The sequence below is a fragment of the Bacillus sp. UNC125MFCrub1.1 genome (assembly GCF_000701305.1).
Classification (GTDB): domain Bacteria; phylum Bacillota; class Bacilli; order Bacillales; family Bacillaceae; genus Bacillus; species Bacillus altitudinis.
This window is the reverse complement of sequence record NZ_KL370769.1, coordinates 688,243-703,959: the sequence shown is the minus strand read 5'-3', so window position 1 is coordinate 703,959 and position 15,717 is coordinate 688,243. Positions and strand designations below refer to the sequence as shown.

Annotated in this window: 17 protein-coding genes; 10 read left to right on the top strand and 7 right to left on the bottom strand. The window is 40.5% G+C overall.

The features are described 5' to 3' along the window. Positions 1-45 precede the first annotated feature (45 nt). On the bottom strand, positions 46-1,713 hold the full coding sequence (gene rnjA / locus N521_RS16320; RefSeq protein WP_008345116.1) for a ribonuclease J1: 1,668 nt from the start codon (positions 1,711-1,713) through the stop codon (positions 46-48). A gap of 5 nt (positions 1,714-1,718) precedes the next feature. Further along, positions 1,719-1,928: a DNA-dependent RNA polymerase subunit epsilon gene (locus tag N521_RS16315; protein WP_008345114.1), complete on the bottom strand. Its 210-nt coding sequence runs from the start codon at positions 1,926-1,928 to the stop codon at positions 1,719-1,721. 394 nt (positions 1,929-2,322) lie between these two features. On the opposite strand from N521_RS16315, the gene N521_RS16310 reads away from it, so the two are divergent. Further along, complete coding sequence (locus N521_RS16310) at positions 2,323-3,102, top strand: Cof-type HAD-IIB family hydrolase (protein WP_008345112.1); 780 nt, start codon at positions 2,323-2,325, stop codon at positions 3,100-3,102. 38 nt (positions 3,103-3,140) lie between these two features. Here N521_RS16310 and def read toward each other — a convergent pair whose 3' ends face one another. Together def and N521_RS16300 are read right to left on the bottom strand one after the other, a co-directional pair. Next, on the bottom strand, positions 3,141-3,698 hold the full coding sequence (gene def, locus N521_RS16305) for a peptide deformylase (RefSeq protein ID WP_008345111.1): 558 nt from the start codon (positions 3,696-3,698) through the stop codon (positions 3,141-3,143). Positions 3,699-3,810: 112 nt separating this feature from the next. Further along, positions 3,811-3,990: a YjcZ family sporulation protein gene (locus N521_RS16300; RefSeq protein ID WP_026050085.1), complete on the bottom strand. Its 180-nt coding sequence runs from the start codon at positions 3,988-3,990 to the stop codon at positions 3,811-3,813. A 235-nt stretch (positions 3,991-4,225) separates the two neighbouring features. Between N521_RS16300 and N521_RS16295 the strand changes: the two genes are divergently transcribed. The 5 genes from N521_RS16295 to lpdA all read left to right on the top strand — a co-directional run bounded on the left by N521_RS16295 (position 4,226) and on the right by lpdA (position 10,430). Then, positions 4,226-4,894 carry a YkyA family protein gene (locus N521_RS16295; protein ID WP_008345105.1) on the top strand — a complete coding sequence of 223 codons (669 nt, stop codon included), beginning with the start codon at positions 4,226-4,228 and terminating at the stop codon, positions 4,892-4,894. A gap of 570 nt (positions 4,895-5,464) precedes the next feature. Further along, entirely contained in the window at positions 5,465-6,580 is a 1,116-nt protein-coding gene (gene pdhA / locus N521_RS16290; protein ID WP_007498599.1) for a pyruvate dehydrogenase (acetyl-transferring) E1 component subunit alpha, read from the top strand. Positions 6,581-6,583: 3 nt separating this feature from the next. Then, positions 6,584-7,561, top strand: a complete 978-nt coding sequence (gene pdhB, locus N521_RS16285; protein ID WP_007498597.1) for a pyruvate dehydrogenase complex E1 component subunit beta — start codon at positions 6,584-6,586, stop codon at positions 7,559-7,561. Positions 7,562-7,669: 108 nt separating this feature from the next. Beyond that, a complete protein-coding gene (locus N521_RS16280) occupies positions 7,670-9,013 on the top strand; it encodes a dihydrolipoamide acetyltransferase family protein (RefSeq protein ID WP_008345100.1) in 1,344 nt (447 codons plus the stop codon). A 4-nt stretch (positions 9,014-9,017) separates the two neighbouring features. Beyond that, positions 9,018-10,430 (top strand): dihydrolipoyl dehydrogenase, encoded by a 1,413-nt coding sequence (gene lpdA / locus N521_RS16275; RefSeq protein ID WP_003211097.1) that lies wholly within the window; start codon positions 9,018-9,020, stop codon positions 10,428-10,430. Positions 10,431-10,555: 125 nt separating this feature from the next. On the opposite strand, the gene N521_RS16270 is transcribed toward lpdA, so the two are convergent. Then, positions 10,556-10,936: a hypothetical protein gene (locus N521_RS16270; RefSeq protein WP_223255627.1), complete on the bottom strand. Its 381-nt coding sequence runs from the start codon at positions 10,934-10,936 to the stop codon at positions 10,556-10,558. A gap of 318 nt (positions 10,937-11,254) precedes the next feature. Here N521_RS16270 and N521_RS19430 point away from each other — a divergent pair, with 318 nt between their 5' ends. Beyond that, positions 11,255-11,374: a GapA-binding peptide SR1P gene (locus N521_RS19430; RefSeq protein WP_003212464.1), complete on the top strand. Its 120-nt coding sequence runs from the start codon at positions 11,255-11,257 to the stop codon at positions 11,372-11,374. Positions 11,375-11,417: 43 nt separating this feature from the next. Here N521_RS19430 and N521_RS16265 read toward each other — a convergent pair whose 3' ends face one another. After that, positions 11,418-12,890, bottom strand: coding sequence for an aminotransferase class I/II-fold pyridoxal phosphate-dependent enzyme (locus tag N521_RS16265; RefSeq protein WP_017359394.1), 1,473 nt, complete (start codon positions 12,888-12,890; stop codon positions 11,418-11,420). Positions 12,891-13,080: 190 nt separating this feature from the next. Between N521_RS16265 and N521_RS16260 the strand changes: the two genes are divergently transcribed. Beyond that, entirely contained in the window at positions 13,081-13,350 is a 270-nt protein-coding gene (locus tag N521_RS16260; RefSeq protein WP_008345089.1) for a UPF0223 family protein, read from the top strand. A 226-nt stretch (positions 13,351-13,576) separates the two neighbouring features. Here the strand turns inward: N521_RS16260 and N521_RS16255 are convergent, their stop codons facing one another. Then, positions 13,577-14,212 carry a DUF1054 domain-containing protein gene (locus N521_RS16255; protein ID WP_035392176.1) on the bottom strand — a complete coding sequence of 212 codons (636 nt, stop codon included), beginning with the start codon at positions 14,210-14,212 and terminating at the stop codon, positions 13,577-13,579. Between the two features lie 287 nt (positions 14,213-14,499). Here N521_RS16255 and N521_RS16250 point away from each other — a divergent pair, with 287 nt between their 5' ends. Further along, positions 14,500-14,688, top strand: coding sequence for a hypothetical protein (locus N521_RS16250; protein WP_008345085.1), 189 nt, complete (start codon positions 14,500-14,502; stop codon positions 14,686-14,688). Between the two features lie 133 nt (positions 14,689-14,821). Next, positions 14,822-15,628 (top strand): inositol monophosphatase family protein, encoded by an 807-nt coding sequence (locus N521_RS16245; RefSeq protein WP_035392173.1) that lies wholly within the window; start codon positions 14,822-14,824, stop codon positions 15,626-15,628. Positions 15,629-15,717 lie beyond the last annotated feature (89 nt).

The following is a 15,717-nucleotide window of genomic DNA, read 5'->3' as shown; positions in this document are numbered from 1 at the left end:
ATAAAAAAGAGACACAGTCAAAAGGCTGTGTCTCCTTGTACGTCATTACACTTCCATAATAATCGGTAAGATCATTGGGCGGCGTCTTGTTTTTTCATAAAGGAAAGGAGCAAGAGTGTCAGTAATCTCGTTCTTAATTTCTGACCATTGAGTCGTCTTGCGTTCCATTACTTTTTCAAGATGCTTTGAAATGAGATCTTGCGCGTCATTAATGAGGTCTCCAGATTCTCTCATGTAGACAAAACCTCTTGAGATTAAATCAGGACCTGCAGAAATTTTGAATTCTTTCATATCCATGCTGACAACAACAATGACAAGACCTTCTTCTGAAAGAATGCGGCGGTCTCTTAACACGATGTTGCCGATATCACCAATACCGCTACCGTCGATATACACGTTGCCTGATGGAATTTTGCCAGCGACACTTGCTTCGTCACCTTTCAGTGCAAGAACTTCACCGTTATCCATGATAAAACAGTTTTCCTCAGGGATTCCGCAATCATTCGCAAGTTTAATATGCGTTTTTTGCATGCGGTACTCACCGTGAATCGGCATGAAGAATTTTGGTTTAATTAAACGGAGCATTAGCTTTTGTTCTTCCTGCCCGCCGTGTCCAGAGGTATGAATATTATTGAGTGAGCCATGAATGACTTCAGCACCAGCACGATAAAGCTGGTTAATAGTACGGCTTACGCTAATATTGTTACCTGGGATCGGTGAAGACGAGAAGACAACAGTGTCTCCAGGGTTAATTGAAATCTGGCGGTGCGTACCGTTGGCAATACGTGAAAGAGCGGCCATCGGTTCACCCTGACTACCAGTACAAAGAATGGTTACTTTGTTTGCTGGAAGGCGGTTGATTTCATTGTGTTCAATGAATGTGTTTTTTGGACATTTGATATATCCGAGCTCTTGTCCAATATCAATGGCAGACTCCATGCTGCGCCCAAACACAGCGACTTTTCGGCCGTTGGCAACAGCTGACTCGATGACTTGCTGAAGTCTGTGAATGTTAGATGCAAATGTAGCAAAGATAATACGTCCATCTACTTTTCTGAAGATGTCATCAATGCTTTCACCTACACGTCTTTCGGACATCGTAAATTCTGGAATTTCACTATTTGTACTGTCAGATAGAAGACAAAGAACGCCTTCTTTCCCGATCTCAGCCATTTTCGTTAAATTGGCAGGCTCGCCAACAGGAGTAAAGTCAAACTTGAAATCGCCTGTATGTACGATGTTACCAGGAGGTGTCTTCACGACAATTCCATAAGAATCTGGGATACTGTGCGTCGTTCTAAAGAAAGACACAGCTGTTTTTCTAAATTTGATCGTATCTTCTTCTTCAAAGATGTGAAGTTTGGTCTGTCTTAATAGACCATGCTCTTCCAATTTGTTACGAAGTAGGCCGATTGCGAGTTTGCCTCCGTAAACTGGAATATTCACTTGCTTGAGAAGGTAAGGGATACCGCCGATGTGGTCTTCATGTCCATGAGTAATAAAAAGACCTTTGATTTTATCTTCGTTTTTAACTAAATACGTATAGTCAGGGATGACGTAATCAATTCCAAGAAGTTCATCTTCAGGGAACTTAATACCAGCATCAATCAAAATGATTTCATCTTGAAATTGAACGCCATACGTGTTTTTACCGATCTCGCCTAATCCGCCGAGCGCAAAAACTGCCGCCTGATCGTTTTTTACAAATTTCATTCCTCTCATAGCTCCAATACTTTAAAATTTTCACTTTCTCGTTCATAGTCTAAAAAAGCACCGTCTACAGGCTGAATGAATTCAATATTGTAGTTATGTTTTTTCAACTTATCGCGTACGTCTCTTTCAGAAACCGCTTCAACGTATAGTGAATCTGTGTGTTCTCTCACAGGTACCTCAGTCGTACTTGCCTGAAAAAATACCTTATATATCATCCAAATCTCTCCTTAAATACCGTATGTTACACTCGCTTATTCTATTATATTAAAAAAACGCGCATAAGAAAAGTCTCAGAGAAAAAAGGACCTTCAGCAAATGTGCGGAAGATCCTTTTAAGCAATCGATTTTTTACGAAGCATGTCCTTCCATTGTCTTCGAATTTTCTTGCGCAGACGACGAAGCATCGCGGATCGCCTCCTTTCGGTATGAGTCTCATTCAGCCATTTGTTCCGTTCTCTCTATATACTTGTATTATATGATGTTTCCACTTAATGTTACATGGTTATATGTGGGAAATGGGCGTTTTAAGAGGAAGTGGTTTCGTCAGTGAAGATCTTTCTGTATGATGAAGGGGAGAGGGTATACATAACAAGAGACAGGAGACGAGATATGAATAAAAAAGTCATCTTCTTTGATATCGACGGTACTTTATATGACCATGATAAAAAAATACCTGAATCAACGAAGCGAGCTGTTCGTTTATTAAAAGAAAAAGGGCATCATCTCTTCATTGCATCTGGCCGTTCGCCTTTTCTCATCCAACCTATTTTAGAAGAAATAGGGCTTGACTCATTTATTGCTTATAACGGTCAGTATGTCATGTACGAAGGAGAAGTCATTTACGGCAATCCGCTTAAGCAAGAGCTAATGGATAAAATTTATGAAACAGCGGATCAACATGATCATCCGCTTGTTTTCATGGGAGAGAAGACGATGAAGGCGTCTGTGCCGAACCATCCATTTATCCACGAAGGGATTGGCACTTTAAAAACAGAGCATCCCGAGCATGATTTGTCATTCTTTAAAGAAAACGTCATTTATCAAATGCTGCTATTTTGTAAAGCAGAAGAGGAACACCAATATGAAGCGTTCCGTGAAGAAATTGATCTCGTCAGGTGGCATGAGCTGTCTACTGATGTCCTGCCAAAAGGTGGATCAAAGGCTGAAGGAATTAAACGAGTCATTGAAAGACTTCCGTACGATCAAAAGGACACAATTGCCTTCGGTGACGGGCTGAACGATCGAGAAATGATTTCGTTTGTTGGAACAGGCGTTGCAATGGGGAATGCAGTCAATGAATTAAAAACATTAGCTGACTTTGTCACCAAACCTGTAGATGAGGATGGCATATTCCACGCTGTGACTGAATTAGGCCTTATTGAAGAATAAAAAACAAGACCCGCTGATGGACGGGTCTTGTTTTTATTTTATGATCTGCCGATCGCAACCGCGTTGTCTGGCTCGGCGAATGGATGATCTTTTTGAATATGATCATAAAACATAATGCCATTTAAGTGGTCAATTTCATGCTGAAAAACGATGGCCGGAAACCCTTTGAGGCGAATATCAATGTCTTCACCTTCAAGCGTTGTACCTTTCACCCTGATTTTTTCATAGCGCGGGACGAATCCAGGGATGGCTTCATCAACAGATAAACAGCCTTCTCCAGTAGCTAAATAAGCTCTTTTGACTGAATGGCTAACAATGCGTGGATTGAATAATGCATAGCTGTAAAGTTCTCCGCCCTCGTCTTCACAGTGAACAGCGATCATTCGTTTACTGATATTGATTTGAGGAGCTGCTAGGCCAACACCGGGTCTAAGTTCATATTTTTCAGCAATGTCTGCATCCTGACTGTTTTTGACAAATTCAATCATGTCAGCTAATTGCTGTTTTTCTTCTTCTGTTGGCGGGAGTTCGACCGCTTCAGCTGTTTGTCTTAAGACGGGATGCCCGTCTCGTACGATATCATCCATGGTAATCACAAAACTTCACTCCTATTTCCTTTGTATGTAAAGTATATAAAATGATACACGACATATGCAATGAAATAAAGAAGACCGGTCGTATGAGACCGGTCAGAGGCTTATTCAGCCATTAGCAGCAGCCACCGCCGCCTAAGAATGCTGCGCCAACAATGATCAATAGAATGAATAGGACGACGATTAAAGCGAATGTACGTCCACCACCGTAACCGCAACCGTATCCACCACCATAACTTGGATAGCAACAACCGCCGCCGTATCCATAACCGTAACCGCCGTATCCACCATACATACTTCCATGACTATAATTAGACATACTTTTGACCTCCTTTGGAAATACACTCGGCCTCTCATAAGTGAAGGCGAAGCGTGTAATATAAACTATGTATGAATGCACTATTTGTATAGTCATGAGCCTAGAGCATGAAAAAAATCTTCTTTCCCCTCAAAAACCCAGCCTCTTTCCTTGTCACAACCGCCCTGAAAAATTATAGTGGTATGTGGAGATGTAAAGGGGGACCTTGTAATTGAAACAGATGAAAAGAAGAATAAAAGCAGGTGCAGCTTTAGCGGGGATATGTACCCTCTTGCTTGCGGGTTGCGGAGGTCAAAATCCGCTTTATGAGATGCAAGATGCCATGACGAAAATGAGCGAAAAAGAAGCATCCTTTGAAAAAGAACAAGGCGCACTGCAAAGCTATGAGAAAAAAGAGCAGCAGTTGTATAAAAAAATGATTCAAACAACAAAAGACCACACAAAAACAGTCTCAAGCTTGTCTGATCAAGCATTAGCATCGGCAGAAAAGCGTGAAGAACATTTAAAAACAGAAAAAGACAGCATGGATCAATCGAAAAAAGAATTTCAATCTGTAAAAGAATTCGCTGGACAGATAAAAGATGCGGAAGTAAAAGACAAAGCAGAACAAACAGTCAAATCAATTGAAAAAAGATATGCATCGTATGATCAGCTTTACCGTGAGTATCAAAAGGCGCTGAAACAAGACAAGCACTTGTATGAATCTTTAAAAAGAAAAGACTTAGGATACGCTGAACTGAAATCCAAACTGAAAACAGTCAATCGTTCCTATAGTAAAGTGAGAAAAGAAAGCAAGAAGTTCAATCAATATACAGATCAATTGAACGAATATAAACAAGCTTTATACAAAACAGCTCAGAAAGAATCACAAAACAGTTAAAAACAGTACTTGCATATTTGCTGCTAGTTTTGTTTATCGCTGCTACTCACAAAGTGCCTGCGTGTCGTTACTCGTTTTTCCAAGATGTCAAACTGAAAAGAAGAGAAAGGGTTAAAATGAAGTTCATTTTAGCCCTTTGTCCATCATGATCAAAAGAGCTAAAAATAGCTCTTTTTTTATTTTTCGACAAAAACAAACATGTGCTATTGTAGTACAGTGACCCACTCTATACTAGTACAGTTTATGCTGTTGATTAAACAGATTGATACAGGTCACCATAAAAAGTAAAGCGAATACATTTATTTAAATAAAGCCGTTAAATCAATTGACGGACTATTTTTCTTGTTGTAAACTATTCCTTGTTAACAGAAGTTGTATTAGTTTTTTGTGAACTATCGTTAATACAGTTAGAAAAACTCAAAAGCAAGCGATCATCCAATGTTTCGACAATGATCTTTGTGGCTATTATATACAGGAGTCATATGAGCATTTTGGGTTATCCTATATCTGTATGTATAAATGGATTCACGACAAATTGACTGTTAAAAGAAAGGAAGAGGTGACTTTAGAATGGCTGCAAAAACAAAAAAAGCAATTGTTGATAGCAAAAAGCAATTCGATGCCATCAAAAAGCAGTTTGAAACGTTCCAAATTTTAAACGAAAAAGGCGAAGTCGTAAACGAAGCGGCAATGCCAGATCTTTCAGATGACCAATTAAAAGAATTAATGCGCCGTATGGTGTTTACACGTGTATTAGATCAACGTTCAATTTCATTGAACCGTCAAGGACGTCTTGGCTTCTATGCGCCAACAGCTGGACAAGAAGCTTCTCAGCTTGCAACTCACTTTGCACTTGAGAAAGAAGATTTCATTCTTCCAGGATATCGTGATGTGCCACAATTAATCTGGCATGGTCTTCCACTAACAAAAGCATTCTTGTTCTCTCGTGGACACTTTGTTGGAAACCAAATGCCTGAAGATGTGAATGCACTTTCTCCGCAAATCATTATCGGTGCACAAATCATTCAAGCTGCTGGTGTAGCTCTTGGTTTGAAAAAGCGCGGTAAAAATGCTGTTGCAATCACTTACACTGGTGATGGTGGAGCTTCACAAGGTGATTTCTACGAAGGTATTAACTTTGCAGGGGCTTACAAAGCGCCAGCGATTTTTGTTGTCCAAAACAACAGATATGCGATCTCTACACCTGTTGAAAAGCAATCTGCTGCACAAACGATTGCACAAAAAGCAGCTGCAGCTGGTATCGTAGGCGTACAAGTTGACGGTATGGATGCATTAGCTGTATACGCAGCGACTGCTGAAGCTCGTGAGCGTGCTGTAAATGGTGAAGGTCCAACATTAATTGAAACTCTTACATTCCGTTACGGCCCACATACAATGGCTGGTGACGATCCAACAAGATATCGTACAAAAGAAGATGAAAATGAGTGGGAGCAAAAAGATCCATTGGTACGCTACCGCAAATTCTTGGAAAACAAAGGCCTTTGGTCTGAAGAAGAAGAGAATAAAGTCATCGAAGATGCAAAAGAACAAATCAAACAAGCAATCAAAGAAGCTGACGAACAGCCTAAGCAGAAAGTCACTGATTTGATTGAAAACATGTACGATGTGAAACCATTTAACTTGGTTGAACAGCTTGAAATCTACAAACAGAAGGAGTCGAAGTAAGCCATGGCGCAAATGACATTGATTCAAGCGATCACTGATGCGTTACGCACAGAACTGAAAAATGACGAAAACGTTCTTGTTTTCGGAGAAGACGTTGGTAAAAACGGCGGCGTATTCCGTGCGACTGAAGGATTGCAAAAAGAGTTTGGTGAGGATCGTGTATTCGATACTCCACTTGCTGAATCTGGTATTGGCGGTCTTGCAATTGGCCTTGGACTACAAGAATTCCGCCCAGTAATGGAAATTCAATTCTTCGGATTCGTTTACGAAGTATTAGATTCTGTTTCTGGACAAATGGCTCGTATGCGTTACCGTTCTGGTGGACGCTGGCATTCTCCAGTGACAATCCGTTCTCCATTTGGCGGAGGAGTTCACACACCTGAGCTTCACGCTGATAGCTTAGAAGGTCTTATTGCACAACAGCCTGGTATCAAGGTTGTTATTCCTTCAACACCTTACGATGCAAAAGGACTATTAATTTCTGCAATCCGTGACAACGATCCGGTTGTATTCCTTGAGCATATGAAACTTTATCGTTCTTTCCGTCAGGAAGTTCCTGAAGAAGAGTACACAATTGAAATCGGTAAAGCTGACGTGAAACGTGAAGGTTCTGACCTTTCAATCATCACTTACGGTGCAATGGTTCACGAATCACTTAAAGCTGCTGAAGAACTTGAAAAAGAAGGCGTTTCTGCTGAGGTCGTTGACCTTCGTACAGTGAGCCCGCTTGATATTGAAACAATCATCGCTTCTGTTGAAAAAACAGGTCGTGCGATCGTTGTTCAAGAAGCGCAAAAACAAGCTGGTATTGCAGCAAACGTAGTAGCTGAAATCAATGATAGAGCAATTCTTAGTCTAGAAGCACCAGTACTTCGTGTAGCTGCACCTGATACTGTATTTGCTTTCTCTCAAGCTGAGAGCGTATGGCTTCCAAACCATAAAGACGTGCTTGAAACAGCTAAGAAAGTTCTTGAATTTTAATTAAATGACAGAGGGGAAAAGAATTTATTTCTCTTCCCCTTTATCAATTACATGACCGTGTAATGTTGACAGAACAAGGGTTTAACATAATCTAGGAGGCGAAAAACAGTGGCATTTGAATTTAAACTTCCGGACATCGGAGAAGGTATCCACGAAGGTGAGATCGTTAAGTGGTTTGTAAAACCAAACGACGAAATCAATGAAGATGACGTTTTAGCAGAGGTACAAAATGATAAAGCAGTTGTAGAAATTCCTTCACCTGTTAAAGGAAAAGTATTAGAATTAAAAGTTGAAGAGGGAACAGTTGCAACTGTAGGACAAACAATCATTACGTTTGATGCACCTGGTTACGAAAATCTTCAATTTAAAGGCAGCGAAGAAGAAGGCGAAGCGAAAACTGAAGCTCAAGTACAAGGTACTGCTGAAGCTGGTAACGAGCCTGAAAAGAAAGAAGTTGCTCAAGAAGAAGCGGCAGCAGCAACTGGTGCTGGCGCACAAGAGCAAGTAGATGCTGATCCTAACAAACGCGTTATTGCTATGCCATCTGTACGTAAATATGCGCGTGAAAAAGGCGTTGAAATTTACAAAGTTGCAGGTACTGGTAAAAATGGCCGCGTGCTAAAAGAAGATATCGACAGCTTCCTTAATGGCGGTTCTGCAGCAACTCAAGAAGCAGCACCTCAAGCAGCTGAAAGTGCGAAAGAAGAAGCAGCTCCAAAAGCGGCAGCAGCTCCAGTTCTAGAAGGAGAATTCCCAGAAACTCGCGAGAAAATGAGCGGAATCCGCAAAGCGATCGCGAAAGCAATGGTGAACTCTAAGCACACAGCTCCTCACGTAACATTAATGGATGAAGTTGATGTAACAAACCTTGTTGCACATCGTAAACAATTCAAACAAGTTGCAGCTGATCAAGGAATCAAGTTAACTTACTTGCCTTACGTTGTAAAAGCTCTAACTTCTGCTTTGAAAAAGTACCCAGTACTTAACACTTCTATCGATGATAAAACAGATGAAGTTGTTCAAAAGCATTACTACAACATCGGAATTGCAGCTGATACTGAAAAAGGCTTGCTTGTTCCAGTTGTGAAAAATGCAGATCGCAAAGCGATTTTCGAAGTATCTAACGAAATCAACGAGCTTGCAACAAAAGCACGTGATGGTAAATTGGCTCCAGCTGAAATGAAGGGTGCATCTTGCACAATCACAAACATCGGTTCTGCTGGTGGACAATGGTTTACTCCAGTCATCAACCACCCAGAAGTAGCGATCCTTGGTATTGGCCGTATCGCTGAAAAAGCGGTTGTTCGTGATGGCGAAATCGTTGCAGCTCCAGTCTTAGCTCTTTCCCTAAGCTTTGACCACCGTATGATTGATGGAGCTACTGCGCAAAATGCCCTTAACCACATCAAGCGTTTATTGAATGATCCACAATTAATTTTAATGGAGGCGTAAATTCATGGTAGTAGGAGATTTCCCAATCGAAACAGATACTCTTGTCATCGGTGCAGGTCCTGGTGGATATGTAGCTGCTATTCGTGCTGCACAGCTAGGACAAAAAGTAACAATCGTTGAAAAAGGAACACTTGGCGGCGTATGTCTAAACGTCGGCTGTATCCCTTCAAAAGCATTGATCAATGCTGGACATCGTTTCGAGAATGCAAAGCATTCTGAAGACATGGGTATCAAAGCTGAAAACGTAACAGTTGATTTCACAAAAGTTCAAGAGTGGAAAGCTTCTGTTGTAAACAAATTAACAGGTGGAGTTCAAGGTCTTCTAAAAGGAAATAAAGTAGACATCGTCAAAGGTGAAGCTTATTTCGTAGACAGCAACTCTGTACGTGTCATGGATGAAAATTCAGCGCAGACTTATACATTTAAAAATGCAATTCTTGCAACTGGATCTCGTCCAATCGAATTGCCTACATTTAAATACACAGACCGCGTGATCAACTCAACTGGTGCTTTAGCGCTTAAAGAAGTACCTAAAAAGTTAGTTGTCATCGGTGGTGGATACATCGGTACTGAGCTTGGTACTGCTTATGCGAACTTTGGAACAGAAGTTGTCATCCTTGAAGGTGGAGACGAAATCCTTCCAGGTTTTGAAAAGCAAATGAGCTCATTAGTGAAACGTAACCTGAAGAAAAAAGGAAACGTTGAAATTCACACAAACGCTCTTGCAAAAGGCGTTGAAGAAAAATCTGACGGTGTCACTGTTACTTTCGAAGTAAAAGGTGAAGAAAAAACTGTCGATGCTGACTACGTACTTGTGACTGTTGGTCGTCGTCCAAACACAGATGAGCTTGGTCTTGAGCAAGTTGGTGTTGAATTGACAGACCGCGGAGTTGTCAAAACTGACAAACAATGCCGTACAAGCGTTTCAAACATCTATGCAATTGGTGACATCGTTGATGGACCACCACTTGCACACAAAGCTTCTTACGAAGGTAAAATTGCTGCTGAAGCAATCGCTGGAGAGCCAGCTGAAATTGATTACCTTGGTATTCCTGCTGTTGTATTCTCTGAGCCAGAACTTGCAACTGTTGGATACACTGAAGCAGAAGCAAAAGAAGAAGGAATCGATATCGTTGCAGCGAAATTCCCATTCGCAGCAAACGGACGTGCACTTTCTCTTGATGCAACTGATGGCTTCATGAAGATGATCACTCGTAAAGAGGATGGTCTTGTGATCGGTGCACAAATTGCAGGTGTTGGCGCTTCTGATATGATTTCAGAACTTAGCCTTGCAATTGAAGCTGGTGTGACAGCTGAAGATATCGCAATGACAATTCACGCTCACCCAACTTTAGGTGAAATCACAATGGAAACGGCTGAAGTAGCAATCGGAAGCCCAATCCATATCGTAAAATAATGAACGTTGAAACCCTCTCCACACGGAGAGGGTTTTTTTATGTATGTGAAACCTCGCTGAAAACGAAAAACCCTCATGAGCTGAGGGCTTTTTTCATATGGATATATAAGTGCAAAGTCGAACCGTTAATTTGTATTCACTCGATCTAATGCTTGGCATATGGGTGATAAGATATCCTCTTTACTTCGGACATTACCTTCCACCTTCACAATGACCTTTTCATTATTGACAAGTAAAATAGCCGGCAGTTCGTCTACTTCATTTTTCCAGCCTTTACGATCTTCTTTGACAATCATCTTGGACATTTCCTTCGGATATTCATTTTTTAAATCGAGCACTGCGTCATAATAAGGACTTTCTTTATCAAGATTTTCTGCATCAGTAAAAAAGAGAATTCTTGGCTTTTGAATATGACTGACCTGGTCTGTCTGATTCGGTATGATATACGCAAATGAGCATGAACTAAGTACAAAGAGCATAGGGAATATAATGAGAAGGGTCCTCATAAAATTCAATCTATTCACCTCAAAATCCTTTGGGGTTGTACCAACATTTTTAGGAGCCAGTTCCCTGTTAGTCACTCTAGTGTATCACGTCCTTTTTGACAATTTTCGATTGTTACTCAATTGTTACAGAATTGATATGAAGCAAAATACATTTGAAACGTTTCCTCAATATGATGAGAAAAAAACATATTTTTATAAAAAATGATTAATTGTGTCATACAATTAACCGTTGACAACTTAAATGTGACATCATATTATAGAGATATGAAATAGATTAAACGCTTTCAAACTTTGAGTAAAGAAAAGGGGAATGTACAAGTGGGTACAATTATTTGTCAAGATTGCAATGAAACCATTGATCAATTTGAAAATGAAAAAGTGACAACACTTTATGGAACATGTGGTCACTGTCATTGCTGTGATGAAGCCTCTGAATAAATAAAAAAGCATGCAGCTCCAATTGGGGCTGCATGTTTCTTTTTTATAAAATGGCTTTTTGTTCTTTAATGACACGAATCATATCTAGTGTGGAATCTTCTGGTCCTTGAACAGGAAGACCGATTTCGATATTTTTAAAGATATAGGAGATATTTTCTTCTGTGATGATTTCTCCTGGTATAAAAATAGGAATACCAGGCGGATAAACCATGACAAATTCTGCAATGATCCGGCCAGCCGCTTCTTTAAATGGAATGACTTCCGTTGTTGCGTAAAAAGCGTCACGCGGCGTCATCGCAAGCGAAGGGATTTCAGGCAGTAACACTTCTGTCACGGCTTGTTTGCCGCCTTGACGTGCAGAGGTGGCCGCAATTTCCTTCATAGCCGTTACAAGCGTATCAATCGTCTCATCACAATCGCCAGGCGTCACGATACATAAAATATTGTATAGGTCAGAGAGCTCTACTTCAATTCGGTAGCTTTCTCTCAGCCATTTCTCCACATCATGGCCATTCAGTCCAAGGTCTTTAATGGAGATGATTAATTTTGTTGGGTCATAATCGTAAGTAGAAGGTGAACCGAGAATTTCTTGACCAATACAAGTAATACCTTCAATTTCGTTTAAACGAGTTCTTGCTGATTCAGCTAATCGAATGGCTTCATCTGCAAGTGCCTTTCCTTCAGTCGCTAATCGCTTTCTAGCGACATCCAGGGAGGCTAAAAGCAAATAAGAAGTAGACGTAGTTGTCAGCATGCTTAAAATAGATTGTACTCGATCCTTTGAAACAAGCCCTTCTTTTATATTTAAAATCGAGCTTTGGGTGAGAGAGCCGCCAAGTTTATGCACACTTGTTGCTGCCATATCAGCTCCCGCCTGCATCGCAGACAATGGAAGCTCATCGTGAAAATGAATATGCACACCATGTGCCTCATCTACAAGAACAGGTACGTCATATGAATGAGCAATCTCTACAATGGTTTTTAAATCAGCTGAAATACCAAAATACGTTGGGTTAATCACAAGCAGCCCTTTCGCATCTGGATGTTTAGTCAGCGCTCTTTTAGCTGACTCTGGCGTGATGCCATGTGAGATGCCAAGCTCTTTGTCAATTTCCGGGTGAATAAAAACAGGTACTGCACCAGAAAATACAATAGCAGACATAATCGACTTATGGACATTACGTGGAACAATAATTTTGTCTCCAGGGCCACAGACGGTCATCACCATTGTCATGATCGCACCGCTTGTTCCTTGTATAGAGAAAAACGTATGGTCTGCACCAAATGCTTCTGCTGCAAGCTCCTGTGCTTCTTTGATCATTCCTCGAGGCGAATGTAAATCATCAAGAGGTTCTATATTAATAAGGTCAATGCTTAATGCATTGTCTCCAATGAATGCTCTAAATTCAGGGTCCATTCCGGCTCCTTTTTTATGGCCTGGAATGTGAAATTGGACTGGATTGGTTGAAGCGTGTTTTTTTAGTCCAGTGTATAAGGGTGTATCATGTTGTGACAATTGCTTTCCCACCTTCATCGAAATACCTGCTATTATTATCCCAATAACAGCAGATTTCATTGCATAAAACAAAAGAATTATATTATGAACTGATCGGAATGTAAAGCATAAAATCAATCGGATTCTGATCAAACAGATGCTATAATAAAAGTTCAAATAAGAAATGTGGATTAAAGTGAGGGACAAGTAAATGGAATATCAATATCCAATGGACGTCGACTGGACAACTGAAGAAAAGATGGCGGTCATTTCATTTTTTCAAGCCGTTGAAAAGGCCTATGAAACAGGAATTGCGAAACAAGCGTTACTAGAGGCTTATAAACGATTTAAAGAAGTTGTACCATCAAAAGCAGAAGAAAAGACGCATTGTGCGGCGTTTGAAAAGGGAAGTGGGTATTCCCCTTATCGCACAGTAAAAAGTGCAAGAGAGGCTGAAGAAACAGCTATGATACGGATGTAAAAAACGAGCCAATATAGGCTCGTTTCAGCGTGTAGACAAACCCTCGCATTCGTTGTCAGTCCTGCGCGCTGGTGCTCACGAATGACAAATTCGCTCCGTAAAAGTAGCTGTCCTTCCTAGACTTCAAGGGCCTTCTATCACGCTGAAAAGAAGACAAAGGGCTAAAATAAAGTTCATTTTAGCCCTTTGTCAACAATCTGAAACGAGCCAACATAGGCTCGTTTTTTTATACAGATTCTTTTTGTGTAAAGCGGTATAGATAAGTTACTGTGCGGAAGGCATCTTCAATTTTTGATAAGAATTCTTCATTATTCATTTGAACAACTTCTTCTCTAGGAAGCTGGATGCCGCAAAGGAGTTCGGCCTTTTTGACTGTTTGAACACGTTCAAATAGTGTTCTCAGCTGTTCAGCATCAAGTTCGCTGTGGCGGAGGACGTCCGGTTTCATATGATCCTTAGACCAAACAAAGTCTTGCGGTATTTTCTTTTGGATCGTGTCCAGCTCTTTTTCGAATAATTGCCCATATTCACCTTTTACTGGAGATTCATAAATGAGCGCAAACCATACAAATACATGAGTTTTCCAAAGCCCAATTTGAAAATGAGGGAGCTTTTTATACCCACGCTTACTGTTAGCGAAAGCCACCCAAGTGTCATTTGGCGGGTTGACTGATCTTCTTGCATGTTTTGCCACGTGGACAAACATTTCGTCTCCTGTAATAGAAGAAAGAAGCGGTGCAAAATGTTCACCAAGTGCTTCAAGCTTTGGACGGACTCTCTCTTTTAATACGGCCATACGTTCATCTAAACCGTCTACTGTGAATGTTTCAAAATCTTCATCTCTAAAACGCATTTCACTCATGTTATGCCTCCTGTATCTTTTCGCTGATCATATTTTATCATAGCTTGGGTCAAGCTCAAAAAAAGATGCACTTTAAAGAGAAAGATAGCAGGGATCTTGGTTCGGCGTTTAAAAACATCGATTTTGTGGTACATAACAAATAGGTAAAAACACAATTTTCAGAATGTCGTTGCGGTTATGCGATCGCTTCATACGATATAAGCAAGAACCATTTCTCTTATCGATTGTATTTTTTATCAATGAAAACTGACAAGGAATGAATCATTCTCTGGAAGGGGCGTTGACCAATGAAGCAAATCGTGAAGCATGGGTATAGACAAGAGAAGAAGAATCGCATTGCTGTGTGGAGATTAGAGGTTGATTATGAGCTTTCTACGCTTCATGAAGCCATCGAGCAAAAAGATGATATCCAGGTAGAACGCAGCAAACGAAAGCTTGAGCGCCTAAGAAAAGAATGGGAGCAGCTTCAAGGGTAAAACAAGGTGAGGTAAAAACGAACCAATTCATCGGTTCGTTTTTGTATGAAGCTACTTTTTTCTTGCTTTTACGTACATAATATCAGTATGCTAATACAAATAGGTACTACATAGAAAAGAGGTTTACAGTCCGATGACAAACTGGGTGGAAATTGACCGACTTGCAAAGCTTTGGGTAAAAGAAGCGGGTAGCCGCATTAAAGAATCCATGCAGGAAGGTCTATCAATTGAAACAAAATCAAATCCAAATGATCTTGTCACAAATATCGATAAAGAAACAGAACGTTTCTTCATTGAAAAGATACAGTCGACATTTTCAGATCATCATATTTTAGGAGAAGAGGGCCAAGGGGAAGAAGTGACCTCTCTTGACGGGATAGTATGGATCATTGATCCAATTGATGGCACCATGAACTTTGTCCATCAAAAACGAAATTTTGCCATTTCAATTGGGATATTTGAACATGGTGTGGGGAAAATCGGTCTTATTTATGACGTCATTCATGACGAGCTCTATCATGCAGTCAAAGGAGAAGGGGCATATATGAACGATATCTTACTCCCGCCTTTAAAAGATGTCGCCATTGAAAAAGCCATTGTCGGCATTAACCCAACATGGGCGATTGAAAGCCCTCATTTTGACGCTAAGCCGTTTGCCCGTCTCGTACGCGATGTGAGAGGAACAAGAACGATTGGATCAGCTGCACTTGAACTGGCTTATATTGCAAGCGGAAGAAGCGACGCATATGTCACGTTAAGGCTAGCGCCATGGGATTATGCTGCTGGATGTGTGTTGCTTGATGAGGTAGGCGCTGTTTACTCGAATGTTCACGGAGAACGCTTAACGTTTCTAGAGAAAAATAGCATTGTTGCCGGAAATCGATCCGTCTGTGAGAAAATCTTGCATGATTACATAAAGGGAAGCGGAAATAAACAATAAACAACATCACTTCATGAGAATGAAGTGATTTTTTGTATTTGATGAAACTTTTTGACAAGTCAAATGTCTATACGAACGAGGCCTTAATT

What these genes read in the sequence shown, in the direction of transcription:
- N521_RS16300 (WP_026050085.1), bottom strand. Translation starts at nt 3,990, where the DNA reads ATGTATGGTGGATACGGCGGTTACGGTTATGGATACGGCGGCGGTTGT.
- pdhA (WP_007498599.1), top strand. Translation starts at nt 5,465, where the DNA reads ATGGCTGCAAAAACAAAAAAAGCAATTGTTGATAGCAAAAAGCAATTC.
- N521_RS16270 (WP_223255627.1), bottom strand. Translation starts at nt 10,936, where the DNA reads ATGAGGACCCTTCTCATTATATTCCCTATGCTCTTTGTACTTAGTTCA.
- pdhB (WP_007498597.1), top strand. Translation starts at nt 6,584, where the DNA reads ATGGCGCAAATGACATTGATTCAAGCGATCACTGATGCGTTACGCACA.
- N521_RS16250 (WP_008345085.1), top strand. Translation starts at nt 14,500, where the DNA reads ATGAAGCAAATCGTGAAGCATGGGTATAGACAAGAGAAGAAGAATCGC.
- rnjA (WP_008345116.1), bottom strand. Translation starts at nt 1,713, where the DNA reads ATGAAATTTGTAAAAAACGATCAGGCGGCAGTTTTTGCGCTCGGCGGA.
- N521_RS16310 (WP_008345112.1), top strand. Translation starts at nt 2,323, where the DNA reads ATGAATAAAAAAGTCATCTTCTTTGATATCGACGGTACTTTATATGAC.
- N521_RS16260 (WP_008345089.1), top strand. Translation starts at nt 13,081, where the DNA reads ATGGAATATCAATATCCAATGGACGTCGACTGGACAACTGAAGAAAAG.
- lpdA (WP_003211097.1), top strand. Translation starts at nt 9,018, where the DNA reads ATGGTAGTAGGAGATTTCCCAATCGAAACAGATACTCTTGTCATCGGT.
- N521_RS16245 (WP_035392173.1), top strand. Translation starts at nt 14,822, where the DNA reads ATGACAAACTGGGTGGAAATTGACCGACTTGCAAAGCTTTGGGTAAAA.
- N521_RS16315 (WP_008345114.1), bottom strand. Translation starts at nt 1,928, where the DNA reads ATGATATATAAGGTATTTTTTCAGGCAAGTACGACTGAGGTACCTGTG.
- N521_RS16255 (WP_035392176.1), bottom strand. Translation starts at nt 14,212, where the DNA reads ATGAGTGAAATGCGTTTTAGAGATGAAGATTTTGAAACATTCACAGTA.